This window comes from Empedobacter sp. EJD.6dd, from assembly GCF_057369435.1.
Window position 1 is genome coordinate 2,137,859 of sequence record NZ_CM170667.1, and the last position, 26,909, is coordinate 2,164,767.

General features: G+C 31.7%; 17 protein-coding genes. 7 read left to right on the forward strand and 10 right to left on the reverse strand.

All coding sequences use genetic code 11. The features are described 5' to 3' along the window. Positions 1-23: 23 nt before the first annotated feature. A complete protein-coding gene (locus AC2I98_RS10185; protein WP_092908477.1) occupies positions 24-389 on the reverse strand; it encodes an NADH-quinone oxidoreductase subunit A in 366 nt (121 codons plus the stop codon). Positions 390-618: 229 nt separating this feature from the next. Then, complete coding sequence (gene mfd, locus AC2I98_RS10190; RefSeq protein ID WP_486411576.1) at positions 619-3,987, reverse strand: transcription-repair coupling factor; 3,369 nt, start codon at positions 3,985-3,987, stop codon at positions 619-621. A 493-nt stretch (positions 3,988-4,480) separates the two neighbouring features. On the opposite strand from mfd, the gene ilvD reads away from it, so the two are divergent. Genes ilvD through ilvA form a run of 5 tightly spaced genes read left to right on the forward strand, consistent with a single transcriptional unit; the run spans position 4,481 to position 11,331 of the window. Beyond that, the gene (gene ilvD / locus AC2I98_RS10195; protein ID WP_486411577.1) at positions 4,481-6,172 is read left to right on the forward strand and encodes a dihydroxy-acid dehydratase; all 1,692 of its coding nucleotides are present in this window, start codon (positions 4,481-4,483) and stop codon (positions 6,170-6,172) included. Then, positions 6,105-7,865, forward strand: coding sequence for a biosynthetic-type acetolactate synthase large subunit (ilvB, locus tag AC2I98_RS10200; protein WP_486411578.1), 1,761 nt, complete (start codon positions 6,105-6,107; stop codon positions 7,863-7,865). The genes ilvD and ilvB overlap by 68 nt, the downstream gene beginning before the upstream one ends. 6 nt (positions 7,866-7,871) lie before the next feature. After that, positions 7,872-8,465: an acetolactate synthase small subunit gene (ilvN, locus tag AC2I98_RS10205; RefSeq protein ID WP_486411579.1), complete on the forward strand. Its 594-nt coding sequence runs from the start codon at positions 7,872-7,874 to the stop codon at positions 8,463-8,465. 43 nt (positions 8,466-8,508) lie between these two features. Continuing rightward, positions 8,509-9,990, forward strand: a complete 1,482-nt coding sequence (ilvC, locus tag AC2I98_RS10210; RefSeq protein WP_486411580.1) for a ketol-acid reductoisomerase — start codon at positions 8,509-8,511, stop codon at positions 9,988-9,990. A 57-nt stretch (positions 9,991-10,047) separates the two neighbouring features. Then, positions 10,048-11,331: a threonine ammonia-lyase IlvA gene (gene ilvA, locus AC2I98_RS10215; RefSeq protein ID WP_486411581.1), complete on the forward strand. Its 1,284-nt coding sequence runs from the start codon at positions 10,048-10,050 to the stop codon at positions 11,329-11,331. Between the two features lie 54 nt (positions 11,332-11,385). Here ilvA and AC2I98_RS10220 read toward each other — a convergent pair whose 3' ends face one another. The 8 genes from AC2I98_RS10220 to AC2I98_RS10255 form a co-directional block, all read right to left on the reverse strand. After that, a complete protein-coding gene (locus AC2I98_RS10220) occupies positions 11,386-12,753 on the reverse strand; it encodes a T9SS type A sorting domain-containing protein (RefSeq protein ID WP_486411582.1) in 1,368 nt (455 codons plus the stop codon). A gap of 230 nt (positions 12,754-12,983) precedes the next feature. Further along, the gene (locus tag AC2I98_RS10225) at positions 12,984-14,375 is read right to left on the reverse strand and encodes a T9SS type A sorting domain-containing protein (protein WP_486411583.1); all 1,392 of its coding nucleotides are present in this window, start codon (positions 14,373-14,375) and stop codon (positions 12,984-12,986) included. A gap of 146 nt (positions 14,376-14,521) precedes the next feature. Next, positions 14,522-16,021, reverse strand: coding sequence for a tetratricopeptide repeat protein (locus tag AC2I98_RS10230; RefSeq protein ID WP_486411584.1), 1,500 nt, complete (start codon positions 16,019-16,021; stop codon positions 14,522-14,524). Between the two features lie 310 nt (positions 16,022-16,331). Beyond that, positions 16,332-17,642 (reverse strand): threonine synthase, encoded by a 1,311-nt coding sequence (gene thrC, locus AC2I98_RS10235; RefSeq protein WP_486411585.1) that lies wholly within the window; start codon positions 17,640-17,642, stop codon positions 16,332-16,334. A gap of 3 nt (positions 17,643-17,645) precedes the next feature. After that, positions 17,646-18,629, reverse strand: coding sequence for a homoserine kinase (locus AC2I98_RS10240; protein ID WP_486411586.1), 984 nt, complete (start codon positions 18,627-18,629; stop codon positions 17,646-17,648). A 12-nt stretch (positions 18,630-18,641) separates the two neighbouring features. Continuing rightward, complete coding sequence (gene thrA / locus AC2I98_RS10245) at positions 18,642-21,095, reverse strand: bifunctional aspartate kinase/homoserine dehydrogenase I (protein WP_486411587.1); 2,454 nt, start codon at positions 21,093-21,095, stop codon at positions 18,642-18,644. 215 nt (positions 21,096-21,310) lie between these two features. Beyond that, positions 21,311-21,739 (reverse strand): hypothetical protein, encoded by a 429-nt coding sequence (locus AC2I98_RS10250; protein WP_486411588.1) that lies wholly within the window; start codon positions 21,737-21,739, stop codon positions 21,311-21,313. Positions 21,740-21,889: 150 nt separating this feature from the next. Continuing rightward, entirely contained in the window at positions 21,890-22,681 is a 792-nt protein-coding gene (locus tag AC2I98_RS10255) for a DUF2797 domain-containing protein (RefSeq protein WP_486411589.1), read from the reverse strand. Positions 22,682-22,733: 52 nt separating this feature from the next. Between AC2I98_RS10255 and AC2I98_RS10260 the strand changes: the two genes are divergently transcribed. Both AC2I98_RS10260 and AC2I98_RS10265 read left to right on the forward strand, forming a co-directional pair. Beyond that, complete coding sequence (locus AC2I98_RS10260) at positions 22,734-24,242, forward strand: GH3 auxin-responsive promoter family protein (RefSeq protein ID WP_486411590.1); 1,509 nt, start codon at positions 22,734-22,736, stop codon at positions 24,240-24,242. 181 nt (positions 24,243-24,423) lie between these two features. Further along, positions 24,424-26,895 (forward strand): phosphoenolpyruvate carboxylase, encoded by a 2,472-nt coding sequence (locus tag AC2I98_RS10265; protein WP_486411591.1) that lies wholly within the window; start codon positions 24,424-24,426, stop codon positions 26,893-26,895. Positions 26,896-26,909 lie beyond the last annotated feature (14 nt).

A 26,909-nucleotide genomic window follows, 5' to 3' on the forward strand; every position in this document is an offset into this window, starting at 1 on the left:
TATTATTTTAGATATTAATCGCCCTATTTTTCCCAATTAAGAGCTCCTTTTTTGCGCACATATATGTACATTACGAAGAATAAACCGACAAATGTTGCAACTGCTGCAAATCCTTCCCAACCTAATTCTTTGAAATTCGCTGCGTATGGATAAAAGAAAATTACTTCTACATCAAACAACACGAATAAAATGGCTACTAGGAAGTATTTAATTGCAAAAGGCTGTCTTGCATTTCCTACTTTCTCAATTCCAGACTCGAAGTTTTCTAATTTTTCGTCTGTTTTTCTTGATGGCCCAAGCAAATGTGTCGCAACAATAGTTCCCGCAACGAACGCAAAAGCAACGACAAAAAGAATGAGAATAGGAATATAACTTGATGCTGTTTCCATAACTACTTTACTATTTTTTCCAACTAATATTTTATCGATAAAAATAATAATAAAATATCACATTATTTATGTAAATTAGTATTCAGCAAGTTACAGTTCTTGATATGATAAATATAATACTATTTATTTATATCGGAATTTTAGTCTATACTAATAAAAAGGAAGAACTAACAACTTGGTCAATTCTCCCTATGTATTTTATTAGATTACTAATTAAAACTTAAAAAAGTTAATGAATTAATAAATTTCGCAAATTTTGAAGTGCTTCGTGCACTGTTTTTATATGTTCAAAACGAAGCAACAAAGTAGGATACTCTTCTCCTTTTTTGGGTGATTTTTCCTTAAAACTGATGTTTTTAGGGTTATTTTGAACGTAATTTAAAATTAATCTAAATTCGTTTGATTGATAAAATTCACTTTGAGGTTTATTGATAAAATATGCCAAAAGCACACCTTTTTTCATAACAATACGTTCAAAACCTAATTTTTTACTGATCCATTTTAACTGAATTGATTCTAATAAGTTTTCTGCCTCAATAGGTAATTTACCGAAACGGTCAATTAAATTATTTTTAAATGTTTGTAAATCTATTTCAGTCTCAATATCAGCTAATTCTTTATACAACAATAAACGCTCTTCAGAACTTTCGATATATTCGTCAGGGAACATAATTTGTAAATCAGAATCAATCTGCACATCTGAAACATAAGATTTTTCTTCTCCAGATTTTTGATCTTCGAACAAATCTTTGAAATCTGTTTCTTTCAATTCTTCGATCGCCTCATTCAAGATTTTTTGATAGGTTTCAAATCCGATATCCGTCATAAATCCAGTTTGCTCAGCACCCAATAGGTTTCCTGCACCACGTATTTCTAAATCTTTCATTGCAATGTTAAATCCTGAACCTAAATCTGAAAATTGCTCAATTGCCTGCAATCGTTTACGCGCTTCATCAGTTAAAACCGATAAGGGAGGCGCCACTAAATAACAAAATGCTTTTCGATTACTACGACCTACACGACCACGCATTTGATGCAGATCTGCCAAACCAAAATTCTGCGCATCATTAATCAAAATTGTATTGGCATTCGGAACATCTAAACCAGATTCGATAATCGTTGTCGAAACAAAAACATCATATCGACCATCAATAAAATCTAACAAAACAGCTTCTAATTCTTTCCCTTCCATTTGTCCATGACCAATTGCAACACGCGCATCAGGAACCAAACGTTGCACCATTCCCGCTACATCTTTAAGAGATTGCACACGATTATGAATAATATAAACCTGTCCACCTCGTTGCATTTCGTACATAATTGCATCACGAAAAACCTCTTCATTAAATCCTACCAACTGTGTATCGACAGGCTGACGATTGGGCGGAGGCGTTTTTATCACTGACAAATCTCGAGCAGCCATCAACGAAAATTGAAGTGTACGAGGAATTGGTGTCGCTGTTAATGTTAAGGTATCAATATTTTCACGCAGTGTTTTCAGTTTATCTTTTACTCCAACACCAAATTTATGCTCTTCATCTACAATCAATAATCCCAAATCTTTGTATTCGATTTTTGGATTAACCAATTGATGTGTTCCAATCACAATATCGACTTGACCGGATTTTAAACCATCTAAAACAGCTTTTTTCTTAGCACCTGTTACAAATCGATTGAGATAAGCAACTTTAACTGGCAAATCTCTCAAACGCTCAGAAAATGTCTTGAAATGTTGAAAAGCTAAAATCGTTGTTGGCACTAAAACTGCAACTTGTTTTCCGTCTACAGCAGCTTTCATTGCTGCACGAATCGCAACTTCCGTTTTTCCGAAACCAACATCACCACAAACCAAACGATCCATCGGACGATCCGATTCCATATCTGCTTTTACATCTTGTGTCGCTTTGAATTGATCTGGCGTATCTTCATAGATAAAAGAAGCTTCCAATTCATTTTGTAAATAGGTGTCTGGCGAATATGCAAAACCTTTTCTAGCACGGCGTTTCGCATATAATTTGATCAAATCAAAGGCTATTTCTTTAACCTTCGCTTTTGTTTTATTTTTTAAGTTTTTCCAAGCTGGCGACCCTAGTTTTGAGATTTTTGGCTCTTGTCCATCTTTTCCTCTAAACTTAGCAATTTTATGTAACGAATGAATATTAACGTAGAGAATATCATTGTTTTGATAAATCAGTTTGATTGATTCTTGCGTTACACCATTATTATTCAGACGCACTAAACCAGCAAACTTTCCGATTCCATAATCAATATGCGTTACAAAATCACCTACTTGCAACGAATTGATTTCTTTTAGTGTAATTGCTTCTTTCTTTGAAAACGAATTTCGAAGATTGAATTTATGGTAACGACCAAAAATTTGATGATCCGTGTAACACGTTAACTTAATTTCTTCATCGATGAAACCTTGATAAATAGATCCTAAAACTGGAATATAAGAAACTTCCTTCCCGATATCATCAAAGATTTCTTCGAAACGTTTGATTTGATTTTCATTCGAACAAATCAATGCATTTTTAAAACCTTCTGTTTTATGCTCATTCAAATCATCAATTAATAATTCGAATTGTTTGTTAAAACTTGGTTGAGGTTTAAATGGTGATTCAATTTCTTCTACTGTTTCAAAATAGGACTTCATCGAGCATTCGATCACTCCAAATGTTGAAATTTGTTGAAGAAATCCATTTTCATTCAAAAATAATTGATTCGGTTCAGCTTGTTTAATTTCACCTTTCAGTTCTGAGAAAGCAGATTCAGCTTGTTCAAAATTTCTGGTGATTTGTTTTGCTAAAACTGAAATGTTTTTTGCTATAACTAAACTATCTTTTGGTATATATTCTAAGAAACTTTCTCGTTTTTCGTTGATCGATTTACTTTCAAGATTAGGAATAATCGTAATTTCTTTTGTCGTCGCAATTGACAATTGATTTTCGATATCAAATGTTCTGATTGTTTCAACCTCATCTCCAAACAACGAAATTCGGTACGGATGCTCGTTCGAAAACGAAAAAACATCAATAATTCCACCACGAATCGAGAATTCACCAGGTTCTGAAACAAAATCTACTCGATGAAAATTATAAGATGATAAAACTTCTGTCAAGAAATCTATTCCCAAATCATTTCCAACTTTTACTTTCAATGTATTTGTTGTCAACGCTTTTTTCGTTACCACTTTTTCAGACAATGCTTCTGCGTAGGTTACAATAATTTTGGGACGTTTAGAATGTGAAAGCACGTTTAACACTTCTGTTCGTATTACCACATTTGCATTGTTTACCTCCTCTATCTCATAAGGACGCTTATATGAAGATGGAAAAAATAGAATTTGTTCTTTATCAAACAAAGTTTCTAAATCATTCAACACATAAGCTGCCTCTTCTTTATCATCAAAAATTAGAAGCGTAGGACGAGCAACACGATCATATAAGTGACCTGTTAAAATACTCAATCCTGATCCCAAAAATCCTTTGATATTAACTTTATGCTGTGGATTATTTTTAAAATTGACAATAAGCTTCTGTACGAAATCTGAAGAATCGTATAAGCTAAAAACGTTGTGAATGGTTTTCTGTTCCAAAGTTTTGCAAATATAAAATTTATTAAGCTTATTTTTAAACAATCTTTAAAAAAAGCAATTAATAAATGCGAATTTTAAATAAATGATATTTTTTCAAATAAAAAATAAAAAAACTTGACTTATTTAAAATAAAATAACTCTAGCTTTGAATAATCAAAAGTAAAAAATGAAATTAGTTCACAACATTATCAACTTGATTATTTTAGTCATTCTTATTCCAAGGAGTGGTAATTAGTTGTGTACATACAAAATAACAATTAAAGCCACTTCTTTACGAGGTGGCTTTTTTATTTTAAACAATTTTAGAAAAATATAAACAAAACAGCATTATGCAACATTCATTTGTCATTATTATCATTATTATTTTGGTCTTAGTCTTACGATTAGGAAAGGTGGTGTTATGACAAATTTTTTGAACAATTTTTTATGAGCCACCTATAACAGGGTGGCTTTTTTTATGATTTTATATGAACAAAATATCAAATAAACAACAATGAACAACAACAATCAAGCACTTAACAAACACAGCCGAACCGTAACGCAAGATGATAGTTTACCCGCATCACAAGCTATGTTACATGGGATTGGCCTAACTAACGAAGACCTAAAAAAACCTTTAATCGGTATTGCAAGTATGGGGTACGATGGAAATACTTGCAATATGCACCTTAACCAATTTGCACAGTTGGTACAAGACGGAATGAAGGATGAAGATTTGATTGGACTAAAATTCAACACAATCGGAATTAGCGACGGAATCACAAATGGAACATCGGGAATGCGTTACTCTTTGGTGAGTAGAGAAGTTATTGCAGATTCTATAGAAGCCGTTTGTGCAGCACACTTTTACGATGGTGTAATCACTATTCCAGGTTGTGATAAAAATATGCCAGGATCAATTATGGCAATGGGAAGATTAAACCGACCTTCTATTATGGTTTATGGAGGAACTATTGCTCCAGGACATTACAAAGAGGAAGAATTAAACATCGTATCTGCATTTGAAGCTTTAGGAAAAAAGCTGAATGGAAAAATTGATGATAAAGATTTTTGCGGAATTATTCAGAATGCCTGTCCTGGTCCAGGTGCATGTGGCGGAATGTACACTGCCAACACAATGGCTGCTGCAATCGAAGCTTTAGGTATGAGCTTACCTTATTCTTCATCTTACCCTGCATTAAGCCAAGAGAAGAAAAATGAATGTTTGACTGCAGGAAAATTTTTGAAAAATCTCTTAGAAAAAGATATCAAACCAAGTGATATCATCACAAAAAACTCATTAGAAAACGCGATAAAAGTAATTGTTGTTTTAGGTGGTAGTACAAATGCAGTACTTCATTTATTAGCAATCGCAGCTACAATGGATATTGAATTATCCTTAGATGATATTCAAGCTATCAATGATAAAACTCCTGTTTTAGCGGATTTAAAACCAAGTGGAAAATACTTAATGGAACATTTAAGTAAAATTGGTGGAATTCCGGCTGTGATGAAATATATGCTAAAAGAAAATCTGATTGATGGAAATTGTTTAACAGTTACAGGAAAAACCATTGCAGAAAATTTAGAAAATGTTGAAGAATTAGATTTCTCTAATCAAAAAATCATTCTTCCATTAGAACAACCTATCAAAGAAACAGGTCACTTACAAATGCTTTACGGAAACTTAGCTCCAAAAGGATCTGTCTCGAAAATATCTGGAAAAGAAGGTTATTATTTCAAAGGGAAAGCACAAGTTTTCAACAGCGAAGTTGAAGTTTTAAAAGCAATCGAAGATTTACAAATAAAAGCAGGAAGTGTAATTGTAATTCGCAACGAAGGCCCAAAAGGTGGTCCAGGAATGCCTGAAATGTTGAAACCAACTTCAGCCATTATTGGTGCAGGTTTAGGAGATAAAGTTGCTTTAATTACAGATGGTCGATTTAGTGGTGGAACGCATGGTTTTGTCGTCGGTCATATCACACCAGAAGCTTTTGAAGGAGGTCCTATCGCTTTGGTAGAAAACGATGACCTCATCGAAATTGACATCAACAAAAAACAATTGAACTTATTAGTTGATGAAAAAACTTTAACAGAACGAAAAAATAATTGGAAACAACCTGCATTAAAAGTAAAAAATGGAATCTTATACAAATACGCAAAACAAGTTAGAAACGCTTCAGAAGGATGTCTTACTGACAGATAGTAAAAATCAAGTTTCAGGTTCTCAAGCTATTATTAATGCTTTATTATATGAAGGAGTTACAACAGTTTTTGGATATCCAGGTGGAGCAATTATGCCTATATATGATGCTTTATATGATTACAAAGATAAATTGGAGCACATTTTAGTTCGTCATGAACAAGGTGGTATTCATGCTGCTCAAGGTTACGCAAGAACTTCAGGAAAAGTAGGTGTAGCCTTTGCTACAAGTGGTCCAGGAGCAACAAATTTAGTAACTGGTATTGCTGATGCTATGATTGATAGTAATCCTATCGTATGTATAACAGGACAAGTTTTTGCTTCACTTTTAGGAACAGATGCTTTTCAAGAAACAGATGTCATTAATATTACTAATCCCATCACGAAATGGAATTATCAAATTACAGATGCAGAAGAAATTAACGATGTATTAGCAAAAGCATTTCATATTGCACGCTCTGGAAGACCAGGACCTGTATTAATTGATATTACAAAAAATGCTCAAATACAGCTTATCGAGAAGAAAAAGTATGAAAAATGTACACATGTTCGTAGTTATAGACCAGAACCACAGATAAGAGTTGAATATATAAATGCTGCTGCTGAAGTCATTAATCAAGCAAAGAAACCATTTGCAATTATTGGTCAAGGAATTATACTTGGAAAAGCAGAACAAGAATTAAAAGATTTCTTGGAAAAATCTGGAATTCCCGTAGCAACAACTTTAATGGGATTGAGCTCTTTAGATACAGATCACCCACAATATGTTGGCTTATTAGGAATGCATGGTAATTATGCTCCGAATGTCAAAACAAACGATTGCGATGTATTAATTGCTATAGGGATGAGATTTGACGATCGCGTAACTGGAAGACTTGACAAGTATGCAAAGCAAGCGAAAGTAATTCATCTTGATATTGATCCAGCAGAAATTGGTAAAAATGTAAAAGTTACTGTTCCTGTTTGGGGTGATTGCAAGAAAACACTTCCGTTATTAACTAATTTGATTGATCAAAATGAACATACCGATTGGTTAAAAGAATTTAGAGATCTCGAAAAAGAAGAACATAAAGAGGTCATTCAAAAAGAATTTTATCCAACTTCTGATGTATTGTCTATGGCTGAAGTTATTAACACATTAAATGAGTTAACACATGGACAAGCTGTAATTGTTACAGACGTAGGGCAACATCAAATGTCTGCTTGCCGATATGCAAAATTTAAAGATTCTAAACTCTTAGTTACATCAGGCGGATTAGGAACAATGGGATTTGGTTTACCTGCAGCAATTGGAGCATGGTATGGAGCACCCGAAAAAGATGTCGTAATGGTTTGTGGAGATGGAGGTTTCCAAATGACTTTACAAGAAATGGGAACTATTATGCAATTTGGAGCAAAAGTAAAAATGCTAATCCTAAACAATAGTTTCTTAGGAATGGTTCGTCAATGGCAGGAATTATTCAACGACAAACGCTATTCTTTTGTAGATATTACAAGTCCAGATTTTGTGGCTCTTGCAAAAGCATATCAAATTGAAGGTCAAAAAATAGATCAAAGAAATGATTTAAAAAAGGCATTAAAAGAGATGCTAGAACACGATGGTTCTTACCTTTTAGAGGTAATGGTAGGAAAGGAAAACAATGTATTTCCTATGGTAGAACAAGGTACAAGTGTTTCTGAAATTAGATTAAAATAAATGATTATGGACTCAAAACAAGAATATACGATTACGTTATATACAGAAAATTCCATAGGAATTTTAGGTAGAGTTGCAGGAATTTTTACCCGAAGAAAAATTAATATTGAAAGCTTAAGTACTTCTCCGTCAGAAATAGAAAATGTACACCGATTTACAATTGTTATTGAAGAATCAGAAGAAGTTGTTCGAAAACTTTGCATGCAAATCGAAAAACAAATCGATGTTCTTAAAGCTTATTTCAATAATAATGAAGAATTAATTTGGCAAGAACAAGCTTTATACAAAGTTCCAACAAATATTATTGCAGAAAAGGCATACGTAGAACGATTATTACGTCAATATGGTGCAAATACAGTCGTAATTCGAAAAGACTATACAGTTTTCGAAACAGCTGGCCATCGTGAAGAAATCGATAATCTAACACAAGAATTGACTAAATATGGCTTAATAGAATTTGTAAGAGGTGCAAGAATAGCCATTATAAAAGCAAGTGCTGGTTTCCATGAAAAATTATTGCAATTCGAAAAAGATGAACCATCAAAAGAAGTTATCGAAAATGAATTCCTAAATGAAGGCAATTCAGTTTTCACCATGTAAAGACAAACAATTCAACAAATAATTTTATTTAAAAAAAACAAAAATGACTAATTATTTTAATTCACTATCATTAAGAGATCAATTATATCAACTTGGACAAGCAGATTTTCTAAATAACACGGAATTTGAAAAAGGTACAGATGCATTAAAAGGCAAAAAAATTGTGATTATAGGCTGTGGCGCTCAAGGATTAAATCAAGGGTTGAATTTACGAGATAGCGGTTTAGATGTTTCTTATGCTCTTCGTAAAGAAGCAATTGAACAACAACGAGATTCTTGGAAAAATGCAACAAGCCATAATTTTACAGTAGGTACGTTCGAAGAATTAATTCCAAATGCAGATGTTGTCGCAAATTTAACACCAGACAAACAACACACGCAAGTTATCAATACTATTCAATCACTTATAAAACAAGGTGCTACACTATTATATTCTCACGGATTTAATATCGTAGAAGAAGGTGTTCAAATCAGAAAAGATATTACCGTAATCATGGTTGCCCCAAAATGCCCTGGTTCTGAAGTTCGTGCAGAATACTTAAGAGGTTTTGGAGTTCCAACATTAATTGCCGTTCACCCAGAAAATGATCCCGAAGGAAAAGGTCTTGATCAAGCAAAAGCATATTGTGTAGGTACAGGAGGTGACAGAGCAGGTGTTTTAAAATCATCATTTGTTGCTGAGGTAAAATCTGATTTAATGGGAGAACAAACCATTTTATGTGGTCTTTTACAAACAGGTTCTATTCTTTCTTTCGAAAAAATGGTTGAAAACGGAATTGATGCTGGTTATGCTTCAAAATTAGTTCAATATGGAGTTGAAGTTATTACAGAAGCCTTAAAACATGGTGGAGTTAGTGGTATGATGGATCGATTAAGTAATCCTGCTAAAATTAAAGCTTTTGAATTATCAGAAGAATTAAAAGACATTATGCGTCCATTATTTCAAAAACATCAAGATGATATTATTTCTGGTGAATTTAGTAAAACGATGATGGAAGATTGGGCAAATGATGATAAAAACTTATTAAAATGGAGAGCCGAAACAGGTGAAACTGCTTTTGAAAAAACACCTGCAGGTGATTCAAATATTACTGAACAAGGATACTTTGACAACTATACCTTAATGGTTGCTTTTGTTCGTGCTGGAGTTGAATTAGCTTTCGAAACAATGGTAGAAGCAGGAATTAAACCTGAATCTGCTTACTACGAATCATTACACGAAACTCCATTGATTGCAAATACAATTGCTCGTAAAAAATTATTCGAAATGAATCGTGTTATTTCTGATACTGCAGAATATGGTTGTTATCTTTTCGATCAAGCTTGTAAACCATTATTAAAAGAGTTTATGACAAAAGTAAACGTAGACGTTGTCGGAAAAAATTACAACGACGGAAAAGATAATTCTGTTGACAATGCGACATTGGTACATATCAATGATGTTTTACGTAATCATCCGGTAGAAACTGTAGGAAAAAAACTTCGTAAAGCGATGACAGCTATGAAAACGATAAAAACAGTGTAGTTAAACAACTTAAAAAATTTAACTATAAAAATTAAAGAAACTCAGAAATAGTGAATTATGGCAAATGGACTTAGAAATGAAAAAACTGAGACCTTAGGCGTTTCGCTTGACGAAGTAAACTTAGCACAAATGAATTTGAAAGGAGTTGCCAAAAACACTCCTTTCGATTTCAATGAAAATTTAAGTCGTCAATTTGAAGCGAATGTCTATCTAAAACGAGAAGATTTACAAGTCGTCCGTTCGTACAAATTACGTGGTGCTTATAATAAAATCGTTCAATTATCAGAACAAGAAAAAGAAAATGGTGTAATCTGCGCAAGTGCAGGAAATCACGCACAAGGAGTTGCATATTCGTGCCAACAATTGGGTATTAAAGGTAAAATTGTGATGCCTACCACTACACCTCAGCAAAAGATAAAACAAGTAAAATGGTTTGGAAAAAATCAAATCGAAATCATTTTACATGGTGATACTTTTGATGATGCTTCTGCTTTTGCACATCAATTATCAACGAAAGAAAATATCACATTCATTCATCCATTTGATGACGAAAAAGTAATTGCTGGTCAAGGAACTATTGCATTAGAAATTTTAGAACAAAGTAACACGCCTATCGATTATCTATTTGTTCCGATTGGAGGTGGAGGATTAGCTTCTGGCGTTATATCTGTTTTAAAAACGTTAAGTCCTTCTACCAAAATTATTGGTGTAGAACCAAGCGGCGCAGCTAGTATGGCAGAAGCAATTAAGCAAAATCAAACTGTTTCATTAGCTAAAATTGATCCTTTTGTAGACGGAGCTGCGGTAAAAAAAGCGGGAGAAAAGACGTATAAAATTTGTGCAGAAGGCTTAGAAAAAACATGTGCAGTTCCAGAAGGAAAAGTGTGCTCGAGCATTTTACGTTTATACAACGAAGACGCAATTGTTGTAGAACCAGCAGGTGCTTTAAGTGTTTCTGCTTTAGATTTTTTCAAGGAAGAAATCAAAGGTAAAAATGTAGTTTGCGTGCTTAGCGGAAGCAACAACGATATTACGCGAATGGAAGAAATTAAAGAAAGAAGTTTACAATACGAAGGTTTGAAACATTATTTCATTATCAATTTTCCTCAACGTGCCGGTGCTTTGAAAGAATTAGTGAATGAAGTTTTAGGTGAAAATGACGACATCACATATTTCCAATACACGCAAAAAAATAACAAAGAAACAGGTCCAGCTGTTGTAGGAATTGAATTGGATCAGAAAGAAGATTTAGATGGATTAATTTTTCGATTAGAAAATCATCATTTCGATTATCAATATCTTAACACAGACAACACACTTTTTTCATTAATGATTGGGTAATAAAAAAGAGGATAGAAAATCTATCCTCTTCAGAAATTAACTAATCTTCTAAATTTACTTTTTAATCACTTTATAGGTTTGTGTTTTTCCGTTAGAATTAACCTCTACAATATAAACTCCCGCTTTGTAAGCAGACATATCGATAGTAGAAGATTTTGTTTGAAATGATTTTGTAAAAATTTGCTGACCTGTTAATGTATAAATTGAAACACTTGAGATTTGTTGTTTCGCATCAATGTTTAATACATTAGTTACTGGATTAGGATATAAAGTTGCTTTAGGAGAAGATTGAATTTCATCTGTTGATAAATTATCTTTTAATTGAATTCTAAACGTAACTTTCTCGTAAGTATCTGTATTAAATCCCCAACCTAATAAATATTTCCCATCAGAAGATAATTTAGTTGGAACATAAATTTTATCCCCTTTAGTATCAAATTTTAATACATTTTTTACGTATTCATTCAAATCCTTCATCCCGCCTTCTTTTGTGTAGATAAATGGACGATACACAGGATTATCACTGATTGATTGCTTCGTAATATAATAACCATAAACAACCGAGCCATCATACGTCATTGTCGTTACATAACCAGTAGTTCCAGGATCATTTGTTAAAGTTCCCATTTTAACCAAACCCCCTTCTTGATTCCAAATCCAAGCATTAGGATAATATCCATTTCCGTTACCACCAATCCACTTACCATCTCCAGATATTGTCTTTGCCCAACCTAAACGATTGCTAATATCTTCCGTACTTTTTTGTGGATCGATTGTTAAACGAAGTGACATAAAATAACCTTTTCCATAAGGATTTTTATGCCACACTGCAGCTTCCCATTGTCCAATTTCATTTTCTTGCCAACCTACTATAGTAGAACCATCTTTACTTATATCTTCTCCACGAGCGTTTACATTTACAAGTTGAGTTTTAAGTTGAGTTAATCCATCTTTTTCACTCCAAGCAAAACCAAACGCTTTATTATTTCCAGTTGCATAGCTATTTCCAGTTACTGTTTTTCCATTACCAGAAATACTAAAAGCACCACCTGCTGCACTTCCAGAAAAACCTCCAAAATTACCTAAGGTTGTCCAAGTTTTTGTAGTTCGGTTATAATAAGCTGGTTCTGCTAAAGGCGTTTGCTCATTATTAAAAGCAGTTCCTGAAATAAAATTAGAATCATCTGAAAAAACAGCTAATCCTCCAAAATTATTACCAGGTGCAACTCCTCCAATTTCTTCTTCTTCATTTGTATCCGCATGCCATAACATATATGGACCTCCCCATTCTTTATACCCCACTACAGTTCCGTCGTTGGCTACACTATGAGGACCAAAATACGATGTAGAAATATATTGACCATAGGCAAAATTTGCTCCAATAGTTAAAAGAGAGGCTAATAAAAGTTTTCTTAAATTCATAATTTTTTAAAATTTTGTGTTAAATAATCTCACTACAAATATCTTTTATCAATAAAAAAAAGCTTTAAAAAAACACTAACTTTTATGATACAAAATGAATTTCAAGTATTACATTTATCGTACATTTTTTTACAAAAAAATGTTAATCAGTACTTTATAAAAAAAACAAAAGATGACCTTTTCTAAAAGGTCATCTTTCAAAATTCATAAAAGTGTTTTTCGGTTGAGAGTTATTTTTTGATTACTTTATAAGTTGTTGTGTTAGATTCTGAAATCACTTCTACTAAATACATTCCTGCTTTTAAAGTTGATAAATCTATTTTAGGATTTTTTGTACGAGCTTCCTTTAATAAAATTTGTTGTCCTGTTAAGTTGTAAACTTTGATTTGATTAATCTGAGTTTTCGAATCAATATTCAACATGTTAGTTACAGGATTTGGATATAGAGTTGCTTTATCTGAAGTCGCAACTTCATCCGTTGATAACTTTGGAAGTTCTACTCTAAAAACTTTAACATTTGTTCCATCTAATCCCCATCCTACAATATATTTTTCATTAGCTGATAACATTGTCGGCACATATATTTGATCTCCTTTTGTATCAAACTTTAAGGTCGTTGTAACATAATCGTTGAAGTTTTGCATTCCTTTCTCTTTTGTCCAAATAAATGGTTTGTAAACTGGCGCAGAATCTATCCATTGTTTAGAGATTGTGTAACCCAAAACAACCGATCCATCATAATTAATAGAAGTTACCCAAGAAACAACATTATTTTCATCTGGTGTTGCTAGAGTTCCTAAGTCAACTAATCCTTTTTCTTCATTCCAAATCCATGCATTGGGATAAGCTCCGTCACTTTTTCCTCCAATCCATTTTCCATCACCAGAAATCGCTCTTGCTTCTCCTAATTGATTAAACTCATTCGTTGCGCTGCCTTTAGGATCAATTAAAAGATATTGTCCTTTTTGATAAGTACCGTCTGTATTCCTTTTCCAAACTTGCGCTTTCCAAGGACCTCTTACATCTTCCCAACCAACAACAACTGATCCGTCTCTTGAAACAGCATTCGCTCTTGATTGTCTTGACGCTGCACTACTTCTTTCTAAAATTGAAACACCTTTTGTATTGTTCCAAGCATAAGCAATTGCTTTTGGAGCCTCTTGTCCTTCAGAAGAAACACCTTTGATATATGATAATCCTACAACTGTATTTCCATCTCCAGAAATATAATATCCTGCACTTAAATCTGAACCTGATAAGTTTGTATTGTAGTTGTAACCTAATGTTTCCCATTGTTTAGTAATCGTATTGTATCGTGACATTTCACCAATTGTAGGGTCTTCGCCACTAATACTTGTTCCTGAGATATATTTACCATCTTCAGAAAATGTTGCAACACCTCCATGATTATCTCCTGGTGCAATTCCACCAATTGTTTCTATTACATCTGTATTTGGATTCCATAAATAGTAAGGACCAGCCCACTGATCATATCCCGCAATTATTCCATCATTCGAAATAGAATGTGAGTTCGGAAAACCAGTTGTTGTAATGTACTGCGCATAAGATTGATTCGCAAATAAACCAAATAATACGACTAAAGCGTAATTTTTTAATTTCATAATTCGATATTTTGTGTTAATGTTCCACAAATATCTTTTCTACTAGAAATTAATTACTTAAAGAATATTTACATTAATGATACTATTTCTATTTCTTAATTTACATTAATGGTATAATATTTTACAAAACACTGTTTTTCAGAAAATTAAATTGTTGAAAGAAAATTAATTAAATTTTTATCTTCTCCTTGAATATTTAATTTTTTACGAAGTCGAGAACGTGACACAGAAATACTATTAACGGATTGATAGGTAATCGCAGATATATCTTTTGTAGACATATTAAGTCGTAGAAAAGCGCATAATTTTTTTTCGTTTGGTGTAAGATCTGGAAATAATTGGTATAATTTCGAATAAAATTCTGGATTTACTTTTGTAAAATACGTTTCAAATTCATTCCATATATCATCGTCTTTTTTCTGACGCATTTCTACAATTAACTTTTGTATTTCTTTTTGATTTTCTGGAATTGCTTTCTTTTTAATTTCGGATAATCTTTCGGCAACTGTATTGATTAATTCATTCTTTTTTAACAAATACATCATTTTAGTTGTCATTTCTCTGTTTTGCAGTTCTAATTCTTCTTTTAAAGTTTCTTTCTCTAAGATTGTATTTTTATGCTGCAAATGCAATTTTTCTTTAGAAAGATTAATATTCTTAATTTTTGATTTCTGTAAATAAATCCACAAAATAGAAATTGCAAGTACACATAACAAAGCTCCAGCAATACTATAATAGAAAATTTTATTTTTTTGTTTTTCAATTTCTTGACTTTTTAACTCAGCTTTATAAATAGATTTCTGCTTATCTAATTTATAATTTAATTCTAACTGAGCCATTTGCTTTACAGATTGATCATTAAATAAACTATCCTTTAGATTGGTTAATTCTTTCAAACATCGATAGGCTAATTTTTCATTATCAGTATATTCGTACAATGTTCGCAACGATTCTAAAGAATAAATAATAGACTCTACATTTCCTACTTTTCTTCCAATCTCTAAAGCTTCATCAAAATAATGTTTAGCTTGAGTATATTGTTTTTTTAAAGCATAAACTTTTCCTAAATTATTATAACATTGTGCTATTTCTCGTTGACTTCCGATAGATTTTCGAATAGATAAAGCTTCTTCTAACACAAAAATTGCCGTTGCATATTCTCCATTTTCTAAATGACAAATTCCTATATTGTTTAGAATAGTTGCTTCTAATTTTTTATTATTAAGACTTGCATTCAATTTTCGAGCTTCTTCATAATATTTCAATGCTTTTTTGAAGTCTTTTTTCTTCGAAAATACACTTGCTGAATTATTTAAAATAGATAGACTTTCTCGTAGTTTAATTTGTTTATCTGTAACTTTTTTAGATTCTATAGTTGCTCGATTATAAAATGATAAAGCTTGATCTAAATTATTTTGACGTAATTCTAAATTTCCAATAAGTATTAATAAATCTACTTTAGAAATTATAAAAGTTTGATTATTGAGATCTTTTTGAAGTTGAGAATCAACAATTTTTGCAGCTTTTAAAAAATAATCTAATGCGATCGGTAAATTTCCTTTTTCTAAATATACAGTTCCCATGTTCTTAAAAAGCGATACATGATTTGTGTTTTCTGGAAGTCGTTGCACAAGATCTTCTGCCATTTTATTATACAAAAGAGCTGAATCTAGATTTTCTCCTAAGAGGTCAAAAGATTTATTTAAATATTCTTCTATTTTTTTTTCTGTCTGAGACTTCGGGTTTATTTTTTCTTGTGCATTTATTATATTAAAAGCAAAAAACAAAACAATAACAAAACATCTAAAACTCATTTTGGCAACTACTATTCACACTATAATTATTAATCTTTTCATAAATCTTTACCAAGATACAATTAAAAACAAAAAAGACATATTCTCTTTTTAGAATATGTCTTTGAAATTAGTGAAATCTAATGTTAAACCATTCAATAATTTAATTATTCTCAAACAACCATTCTTTCAAATCAGAAAAATTGTTTTTCAATTCAATTTTGTATGATGGTTTCAACTTCAAATCTTCTACAGCTTTAGGATAAATGATTTTTTCTCTAATGTTTTCAAAAAACACGTCAGGAAATTTACACGGATGAGCAGTTGATAAAAATACTAAAGCTTCTTTTTTATCCATCTTTATTGCTTGATATTCTTTCGCTGCTAACCACGCAATAGCAGTATGCGGACAAGCGATATAATTATATTTTTCATTGATTTCTTTTATAGCTTTCAACGTTTCATCATCCGAAAAAGCTTTCGAAATCATTTTTGATTTTAATTTTTCTACATCTTGATCAAAAAATTCCATAACACGCACCCAATTACTCGGATTTCCGACATCCATTGCATTAGATAACGTTTGTACTGATGACTTTGGTGAATACGTATTCGTTTCTAAAAACTTAGGAACAGTATCATTTTCATTTGTTGCTGCTACAAATTGTTTCACCTCTAAACCTAATTTCGATGCTAAAATTCCAGCTGTAATATTTCCAAAATTGCCACTTGGAACAACAAAAGAAATCGTTTCAAATCCTTTTCGTTTAGCTTCTGCAAAAGCTTCGAAATAATAAAAAGATTGAGGAATTAATCGCGCAATATTAATTGAATTAGCAGATGTTAAATTCAGATTATCGATTAAATCTTTATCTAAAAAAGCTTGTTTGACTAATGCTTGACAATCATCAAATGTTCCATCAATTTCTATTGCTCTAATGTTATTGCCGTTAGCTGTTAATTGCAATTCTTGAATCGGAGAAACTTTTCCTTTTGGATACAAAATCGTTACTCGAGTTCCTTCCACACCTAAAAAACCCAGCGCAACAGCACCGCCTGTATCTCCAGAAGTTGCGACTAAAACATCTAATAATTGGTCTTCTTTTCTCGAAAAATGAGCCATAATTCTACTCATAAATCTTGCTCCAAAATCTTTGAAGGCAAAAGAAGGACCATGAAACAATTCTAAAACAGCTAAATCATTTTCAAGAAAAACCAAAGGTGCCGGAAAATTAATGACTTCATCAATCAAATCATTTAAATCTTCTTCAGAAAAATCTGCTTTCAATAGCTCAAAACTGATTTTCTTCGCAATTTCTTGAAATGAATAATTATGAATAGAATTAATCCAATTCTGATGTAATTTTTCTATTAATAAAGGCATATACAACCCATTATCTACTGGAAGAGATTGAAAAACTGCTTGCTGAAAATCGACAATATTTTGATGATTATTTGTACTATATAATTTCATGATTTAATGTTTTGTATATGGACCTTGAGTGTTTATTTTTGAGACAAAAGTGAGATGATTGACATGTTTAGAATTTAAAAAATCATGAATCAAACGTTCTATTTTTTCTGCGATTAATTTATCTTTAGAAAGCGCCATAACAGTTGGACCAGAACCTGAAATCCCGAATGTTAATGCTTCATTTTCTAGCGAAATTTGTTTCATATCATCAAAAAAAGGAATCAACAAAGAACGATGAGGCTCGATAATTTCATCTTGCATAGAACGTCCAATTTCATCATAATCATTTTCATAAATCGCAGCAATTAAACTTGCTACATTTCCTAACTGGTTAATCACTTTTTTTAGCTGAATTTTATCTTTAATTAATTTTCGAGCTTCTTTTGTTGGCACATCTACTTTCGGATAAATTAATGTAACATATAAATCTTTTGGAACAGGTAAAGAACGCACCAAAAGTGGTTCATAAGACGGAATTAATGTTATTCCTCCAAACAAAGAGGGTGCTACATTATCTGCGTGAGCAGAGCCGCAAGCCAATCGTTCTCCTTCTATACAATAAGGTAATAACTCATTTTTTGATAAAGGTTTTCCTAATAATTCATTCAAAGCAAAAACACCCGCAACTGTACTCGCTGCACTTGACCCTAATCCACTTCCTATTGGCATTTTCTTATGTAATTCTATCGAAAGTCCAAACGAATCGTTCAATCCTAAGTCACATAATAATTTCCAAGCCGAATGTGATACCGTATTTTTAGTTGCATCTAATGGTAATTTGCCTTCATCACCTGTTATTTTTAGAATTTCTATTCCTAATTTTTCTGTCCTTTTCATGATAACCTCATCACCAGGTTCATCTACCGCAAAACCCAAAATATCAAAACCGCAAATCATATTTGCAACTGTTGCAGGTGCAAAAACATGTACTTGCTGTAAAAATTTATCTTGATTAATCTTATTTTTTATTTCTATTTCTTGAAACATTTTTTTCCTATTTTATCTTATTGAACTAATGTTAACTAAATCTGCAAAAACCCCAGCTGCTGTAACTTCTGCACCTGCACCAGGTCCTTTAACAACCAAAGGTCTTTCCTTGTAACGCTCTGTTGTGAAAGAAATAATATTATCGCTTCCCGAAAGTGAATAAAAAGGATGTTGCGCATCAACAAAATCTAATGAAATCGATATTTTTCCGTTTTCTAAAACACCAATATATCGCATCACTTTTTGCTCTAATTCGGCTTTCTTTTTTATGTTTTCGAAATAATCATTTTCCAACTCAAGTGCATTGTAAAAATCTTCAACAGAATTTGCTTCGAGACAAAATTTTGGTAAGATAGAATCTATTTTTACCTCTTCCGCTTCAACTTGATATCCATTATCACGAGCAAGAATTAACATTTTTCGCATAAAATCAATTCCGCTTAAATCATCACGAGGATCAGGCTCTGTATAACCTAATTCTTGCGCTTTTCTTACTACTTCTGCGAAAGATTTTTCACCTTTAAAATGATTGAAGATATAAGAAATTGTTCCTGATAAAATAGCTTCTACTTTCAGAATTTCATCTCCACTCATCCTCAGATCTTTCAATACAGAAATAATTGGCAAACCTGCTCCAACATTCGTTTCGTATAAATAATCTATTCCATATCTCCTTGCTGTATTTTTCAATTCTAGATACGATTCATACGAAGATGAATTTGCTATTTTATTACAAGTCACGACCGAAACATTGCTTTCAAAAATTTGTTTATAATAATTTGGTACTTGATCACTCGCTGTATTGTCTACAAAAACACAATTAGGAAGATTAAACTGTTTTATTTGCTTGATGAATTCATCCATATTCGCGTCTATCTTAGAATCATCTAAAGCATTTTTCCAATCAGAAAGTGAAATTCCTTTTTCATCAAAAATCATCTTTTTTGAATTTGACAATCCAATTAATTTGATTTCGATATCATTATTCTGAGCAAGAAAATCTTTCTGTTTTTCTAATTGTTTCAAAAAAGTAGAACCTATATTTCCTACACCAACATTAAAAACATGAATGGTCTTTTTTAAGTGATAAAAAAATGCATCATGAACAGCATTTAACGCTTTTGAAATATCTTTATCACTAATAACTACAGAGATATTATATTCCGAAGAACCTTGAGCAATCGCCCGAACATTGATTCCATTTCGTCCTAGCGCATTAAATAGTTTTCCTGAAACACCTATTGTTTGTTTCATATTTTCTCCAACAATCGCAATAATACCAAGATTTTCTTCAATTTCGGTTGGCTCTAGCCATTTTGCTTTAATCTCTAAAACAAATTCATTTTCAATTAAATCCTTCGCTTTTTTAACTTCATCATGATGAATTGCAAGTGTAATACTATGCTCTGATGAAGATTGTGTTATTAAAACAATATTGATTTGATTTTGTGCTAATAACGAAAACAACCTCCCACTAAATCCTAATTTACCAACCAATCCACTTCCTTTAATATTAATTAGAGCAACATTGTTTATAGATGAAATACCTTTTATTGAATGCGTAGTTGGTTCTGAATGAAATTGAATACGTGTACCTTTAAAATCTGATTGAAATGTATTTTTGATAACAATCGGAATTTTTAATTTAAAAACAGGTGACATTGTTGGTGGATATATCACTTTTGCACCAAAATACGATAGTTCCATTGCTTCTGTATACGATAGACTATCCAATGAAAAAGCTTTTTTAACATAACGTGGGTCAGCAGTCATCATTCCGTTAACATCTGTCCAAATCTCTACTTGTTCGACATTTAATGCAGCACCAAATAATGCAGCTGTATAATCTGATCCACCACGTCCTAAAGTTGTTACTTTCCCTTCGGTATTTGCAGCAATAAACCCTGTTACAACCAATAATTTGTTTTGATTATTTTGAATTAATTGCTGAATATTTTGATACGTTTTTTCTTCATAAACATTTGCATGACCAAATTGATTATCTGTCAAAATATAATCTGAAGCATTTACAGCAATTGCATTACCAACATATTGATCGATTATTTTAGTTAATAATAAAACACTACATCTTTCTCCAAAACTAACAATCAAATCTTTTGTTTGAGGACTAAGTTCCTTAAGTGTTTCTACACTTTGCAATAGTTCCTCTAACTCATTCATTAAAAGTTTTAATTTTGTTAAAGTCGGATTTTGATTAGAAATTTCAATTAATGTTTTTACAATGTCAAAATGTGTTTGTTGAAAATTTTCAAGATCTTTTTCATTCAAATTTCCCTCTGAAGCTTCTTCGGACATCTTGGTCAATAAATTGGTCATTCCGGAAATAGCTGAAACAACCAAAATAATTTGATGATTCTGTTGCTTTTCCTGTTTAACAATTTCTACAACTGTGCGAATACTATCTACAGTTCCAATTGATGTTCCTCCGAATTTTAAAATTTTCATACGTTAATAAATTTTGACAATAAAAAAAGCACCTTCTATTTCTTAGAAGATGCTTTGCATAATATTTTTGATTTAAATACATAAAAAGATTCTTCTAAGTGAGCACACTCGAAGTAATCGTAATAATTGTATTTAATCCATTTTTTTTCATTATTGATATCAAATATAGCTATTATATTATAATATCCATAAAATTATATGATTTTTATTGAAAATTATTTCACAGAATCTTTTTTAACAGCTAAAGAATCTGCATTAGCTGCAATAGGTTTTACATCACTCGCATACCCTACAACTATTCCATCTAATTTATCAACCTTTTTTACTTTAAACGTTTCAGTACCTTCTGCTCCTTTAAAAGATACTTTGTAAACAGCTTCATAAACCGTTTTATCACCATCCTCTAAAGGTGTCATTTTCTCAAAATTGTAAACATCTACAGGTCCGTATTGTTTCACTACAGCATTCAAATCATCAACATTTACACCTTCTACTTTTGCAAACAACGAATCTGGCTTATCGGCTCTGTATTTATAAACGTCCAAAATCGCTTCTTTCACTTTATAATCTGGTAAATCTGATTTCTTATTACAAGCTGTTAAAGCTAAAATCCCACCAACCATAAGTAATGCACTTGCTTTCATAATTCTATTTTTTTGTGTTAATTGATTGTATCTAATGTAGCAATAAATAAATTTATAAACAAGTATTTTTATTAAAATCAAACAGATAGAGAAATAAAAAAGTCAGTTCTGTTTATAGAACCGACTTTTTAAAATTATTTTAATTTGATTTTAGACTTCGAAATTTACATAAAACCCTTCGTGTCCACGAACATTAAATACTGTGTTATCTTCAAAAATTAGATATTGACCTTTTATACCTTTCAAAACACCTTCTATTTCGTGTATTTTTTTCAAGTTCAACGATTTTACTTTTTCTGGATAAGACAAAACAGGATACTCTAATTTCATCACTTCAGGTTCTTCTACTAAAAATTGTTTAAAATCTTCGTTTACATATTTTTTGATTTCTTGATACTTTTCAAACAAATCAATTTCGGGCACATCATTTTTCAACATACGTTGCCAGTTCGTTTTATCAGCAATTACATCTTTCAAAGAAACCTCTATCATTCCTGCTTCATAACGATTATCCGTTCGTGCAATAATAATAGCTTCTGATGCACCTTGATCTATCCAACGCGTTGGAACTTGTGTCAAACGTGTTACACCAACTTTAATTCCTGACGAATTTGCTAAATAAACTATATGTGGCTGTAATTCGAACTTCGTTTCAAATTCTAAATCTCGCTGTGCAATTCCTAAATGTGCTGTTGAAAGTTCTGGATTAATAATACTTGGATTAGCCTCTGGCACAGTGAAAAAACAATTTTTACAATATCCCATCTGATAAATTTCTTTATCTTCATGACAGTTTAAACACTCGTAATGATCAAAGTTAATCTTGATTTTTTTACCTAACAATTGATTCATAACGATAAAATCATTCTTGAAGTTCCAATAATAGTTAATTGGAGCTCCATTTTCAGTTGTCATTTTACGAATTTGTCCTTCAAACTGCATCTTGCTAAAAAAGTTTAATTAATTTTGTGTAAATCTACAAAACTTTTAGCGGATGGGAATAGTCAACAAGATTATGGAAATTATGATGCGTAGCCGAATGAATGTTATCGAGGAAAGCGTCAAAAATCCAGTTGGTACACAAGAACGTGTGTTATTTGAAAACATCAAAAAAGCCAAATCGACTATTTACGGAAAAGAATTTCATTTCAATGAAATCAACAATATTCAGAAATTTCAAGAGCAAGTTCCTGCTGTGCATTACGAAGATTTTCAACCTTATATTGAATTAGCAAGAAAAGGTGAAAAAGATGTCACATGGCATGGAAAAATAAAATGGTTTGCGAAATCTTCTGGAACAACTAATGCTAAAAGTAAATTTATCCCAATTAGTAACGAATCGTTAGAGGATTGTCACTACGCAGCTGGTAAAACAATGTTTGCCTTATATTTAAATGCCAATCCAGAAACGGATATTTTTATGCACAAAAACCTTCGAATTGGAGGAAGTAGCGAACTTTATCAGAAATATGATACACGTTTTGGAGACTTATCAGCTATTTTGATTGATAATTTACCTTTTTATGCAGAAATGAAAAATATTCCGAATCGTGAAATTTCGTTAATGTCAGATTGGAATGTAAAAATGAATGCCATTATCAATGCAACTAAAAACGAAGATGTTGGTTCATTAACAGGTGTTCCGTCTTGGATGTTAGTTGTTTTAAATAAATTATTAGCCGAAACTGGAAAAAACTATTTGGACGAATTATGGCCAAATCTTGAAGTCTTTTTTCATGGTGGAATTAGTTTCAAACCTTATGCAGAAAATTATAATTTAATTACTCAGAAAAAATTAAATTATTTCGAATTATATAATGCTTCCGAAGGATTCTTTGGAATTCAAGATCAGTTACACAAAAAAGAATTATTCTTATTATTAGACAATGGAATTTTTTACGAATTTATTCCAATGGAAGAATTTGGTTCTTCCAATCAACGTTATTTAACAATTGGAGAAGTTGAAGTTGATAAAAATTATGCGATGGTCATTACAACAAATGGTGGTTTATGGCGCTATATTATTGGCGATACTGTACGTTTTACTTCAACAAATCCGCATAGAATTGTGGTTTCTGGAAGAACAAAACATTATATCAATGCATTTGGTGAAGAACTGATGATAGAAAATGCCGAAGAAGCATTAAAAAGAGCATGTGACCAAACGAATTCTATTGTTTCTGAATACAGTGCAGGACCTATCTTTATGCAAGGAAAAGAAAAAGGAGCACATGAATGGATCATCGAATTTGATAAAGAACCTGAAAATTTTGAACAATTTTCACAAATTTTAGATAAATCCTTACAAGATGTAAATTCAGATTACGAAGCAAAACGTTTTAATAATATGACATTAAATCCTCCAATAATTCATATCGCTAGAAAAAAACTATTCATAGAATGGATGGCTTCACGTGGAAAATTAGGTGGACAAAACAAAGTTCCTCGCTTATCTAATACCCGAGAATTTATTGAACCGTTAATAGAATTAAACAAAAAATGAGAATATGGAAAGAGAATCGAAAGATTCTCTTTTTGTTTTTAAATAAAATAGGATAATTATATCGAAACAAGTAAATTTACGTAAAGAGAAAAAATACCTATTAATGCGAAGTACGAATTTAAATGAACTTAAGTTCCACCAAATCGTGGAAAATAAGTTTCAAATTTACAACAGCCTCTTTATGAGTCTGCCTTATGAGAAAATGCAAAACATCGGATCATTGATTCCGTTTTTGTACGATGAAAGTCAAAAAGGTTTACCAGAAGGAAAATCTCCAAATGAAATCATCGACAATTTTTTTGAAAAATACACCGATCTAAAAACTGAACAAGAACAAATTGATTTGATGTTCCGTATGATACAATATATCGAGCGTCAAGTGGTTTTATTCGATAGTATAGAAGATGCTGCTTTCCCTTCTTTACATTCCGAAAATGAAAAAGGAAGCTTAGAAAGTATTTACCATATTGCGCAAGCACAAGGTAAAATGGAGCAGGTAAAAAATAAAATTGAAGATTTTGTTACAAGAGTTGTTTTTACGGCGCATCCAACACAATTTTACCCAACAAATGTTCAACAAATTATTCAAGATTTACGCGATGCAATACAACAAGATTCTGTTAGTAAAATAGATATGTTGTTACAACAATTAGGAAAAACACCTTTTATTAATGAGGAAAAACCAACTCCTTACGACGAAGCTGTCTCTATTATTTATTATCTGAGAAATGTATATTATCAAACAATTGGACGATTATATAACGAAATCAATCATTTGTTTTTTACAGAAAGTGAGCCTCTAAAATCTCCTGTTATACAATTAGGCTTTTGGCCAGGTGGAGATCGTGATGGTAATCCGTTTGTAACAGCAGAAATTACATGGAAAGTTGCGAGTTTATTACGCACAAGTATTCTGAAAAATTATTACAATCATCTTAAAATTGTTCAACGTAGACTAACATTCAAGCATGTTACAGAGCCATTAAAAGAGTTAAGTAATCTGATTTATGAGAATATGTTTAACGAAAATGGGACAATTACATTGGATGAAATAAAAAATCGTTTACAATCAATCAGAACCATTTTAATTGAACAACACAATGGTGTTTTCTTAGATATTTTGGATGATTTTATCACGCGTGTTGATATTTTCGGGTTACATTTTGCTTCGTTGGATATACGTCAAGATTCTCGTGTTCATCAAAAAGTAATTAATCAAATTGTTGAAAAATATACTGGAATTAACTTAAAAGATTTGAGTGAAACAGAGCAAATCGAAATCTTAACAAATCCATCATTCAGAGTAAAACCGGAAGATTTTGAAGATGAAATTGTAATCGATACCATTAAAAATGTTTATCAGCTAAAAACCATTCAACAACGCAACGGAGAATTAGGAGTAAACCGCTATATAATTTCAAATTCTGAAACTATTTTCGATGTGTTAAATGTTTATGCATTATTCAAATTTTGTGGATATAACGATAATGAAATTAATTTTGATATCATGCCACTTTTCGAAACAATTCGAGGCTTAGATGGAGCTGAAAACACAATGAATAGATTGTACAATTTACCAATTTATGCACAGCATTTAGAACGTAGAAACCAACGACAATCAATCATGTTAGGATTTTCTGATGGAACAAAAGATGGTGGTTACATCAAAGCGAATTGGGAAATTTATCGCACCAAAGAAATTCTTTCGAATGTCTCGGATAAAAATCAAATCGAAGTTATTTTCTTTGATGGTCGTGGAGGACCTCCTGCACGTGGTGGTGGAAAAACTCACGAATTTTATGCATCTCAAGGAAAAACAATTGCCAATCACGAAATTCAAATTACGATTCAAGGGCAAACAATTACCTCAAATTATGGAACATTGCCACAAGCAAAATATAATTTTGAACAATTGTACACTGCTGGAATTATTTCGGATGTCTTTGCCACGAGTACAAGTCAAATATCACCTGAAGAGCGCATTTTAATTGATAAGTTAGCTACAATTAGTTATCAGAAATACGAAGATTTAAAAGCGCATCCTTCGTTTCTTCCTTATTTAGAGAACATGAGTACGCTTAACTATTATGGAAAAACAAATATCGGAAGTCGCCCAAGTAAACGAGGTGGTGATAAAAAATTAGAATTTGATGATTTACGTGCCATTCCTTTTGTTGGTTCTTGGAGTCAGTTAAAACAAAATGTACCAGGTTATTTTGGTGTAGGAACGGCAATAAATGAATTAAAAAAACAAGGTCATTTAGAAGATGTAAAAGATTTATTCAAAAATTCGAGTTTCTTCAAAACCTTAATTCAAAATAGTATGATGTCGATGGAAAAAACATATTTCCCATTAACTTCTTACATGAAAAATGATCCTGAATATGGTGAATTTTGGAATATTTTGCACGACGAATTCGAATTATCTAAAGCATTATGTTTAGAAATTTCTGATTATTCAGCTTTGATGCAAGATGAACCTTTAAATAGATCTTCGGTACAAATGCGCGAAAAAATTGTATTGCCATTGCTAACAATTCAACAATTTGCATTGAACAAAATTCATCACGAAAGTGAATTTAAATCTATCTATGAGCAAATTGTTATGCGATCGTTATTTGGAAACATTAATGCAAGTCGAAATTCCGCTTAATTTTTGAGAATATC

Excerpts from the sequence above, each read along its gene's own strand:
- AC2I98_RS10185 (WP_092908477.1), bottom strand. The coding sequence starts at position 389 with ATGGAAACAGCATCAAGTTATATTCCTATTCTCATTCTTTTTGTCGTT.
- ilvC (WP_486411580.1), top strand. The coding sequence starts at position 8,509 with ATGACTAATTATTTTAATTCACTATCATTAAGAGATCAATTATATCAA.
- ilvA (WP_486411581.1), top strand. The coding sequence starts at position 10,048 with ATGGCAAATGGACTTAGAAATGAAAAAACTGAGACCTTAGGCGTTTCG.
- AC2I98_RS10230 (WP_486411584.1), bottom strand. The coding sequence starts at position 16,021 with ATGGCAGAAGATCTTGTGCAACGACTTCCAGAAAACACAAATCATGTA.
- AC2I98_RS10250 (WP_486411588.1), bottom strand. The coding sequence starts at position 21,739 with ATGAAAGCAAGTGCATTACTTATGGTTGGTGGGATTTTAGCTTTAACA.
- AC2I98_RS10220 (WP_486411582.1), bottom strand. The coding sequence starts at position 12,753 with ATGAATTTAAGAAAACTTTTATTAGCCTCTCTTTTAACTATTGGAGCA.
- AC2I98_RS10240 (WP_486411586.1), bottom strand. The coding sequence starts at position 18,629 with ATGTTTCAAGAAATAGAAATAAAAAATAAGATTAATCAAGATAAATTT.
- ilvN (WP_486411579.1), top strand. The coding sequence starts at position 7,872 with ATGGACTCAAAACAAGAATATACGATTACGTTATATACAGAAAATTCC.
- thrA (WP_486411587.1), bottom strand. The coding sequence starts at position 21,095 with ATGAAAATTTTAAAATTCGGAGGAACATCAATTGGAACTGTAGATAGT.
- thrC (WP_486411585.1), bottom strand. The coding sequence starts at position 17,642 with ATGAAATTATATAGTACAAATAATCATCAAAATATTGTCGATTTTCAG.
- AC2I98_RS10260 (WP_486411590.1), top strand. The coding sequence starts at position 22,734 with ATGGGAATAGTCAACAAGATTATGGAAATTATGATGCGTAGCCGAATG.
- AC2I98_RS10265 (WP_486411591.1), top strand. The coding sequence starts at position 24,424 with ATGAGTCTGCCTTATGAGAAAATGCAAAACATCGGATCATTGATTCCG.
- ilvB (WP_486411578.1), top strand. The coding sequence starts at position 6,105 with ATGGAATCTTATACAAATACGCAAAACAAGTTAGAAACGCTTCAGAAG.
- AC2I98_RS10255 (WP_486411589.1), bottom strand. The coding sequence starts at position 22,681 with ATGCAGTTTGAAGGACAAATTCGTAAAATGACAACTGAAAATGGAGCT.
- AC2I98_RS10225 (WP_486411583.1), bottom strand. The coding sequence starts at position 14,375 with ATGAAATTAAAAAATTACGCTTTAGTCGTATTATTTGGTTTATTTGCG.
- ilvD (WP_486411577.1), top strand. The coding sequence starts at position 4,481 with ATGAACAACAACAATCAAGCACTTAACAAACACAGCCGAACCGTAACG.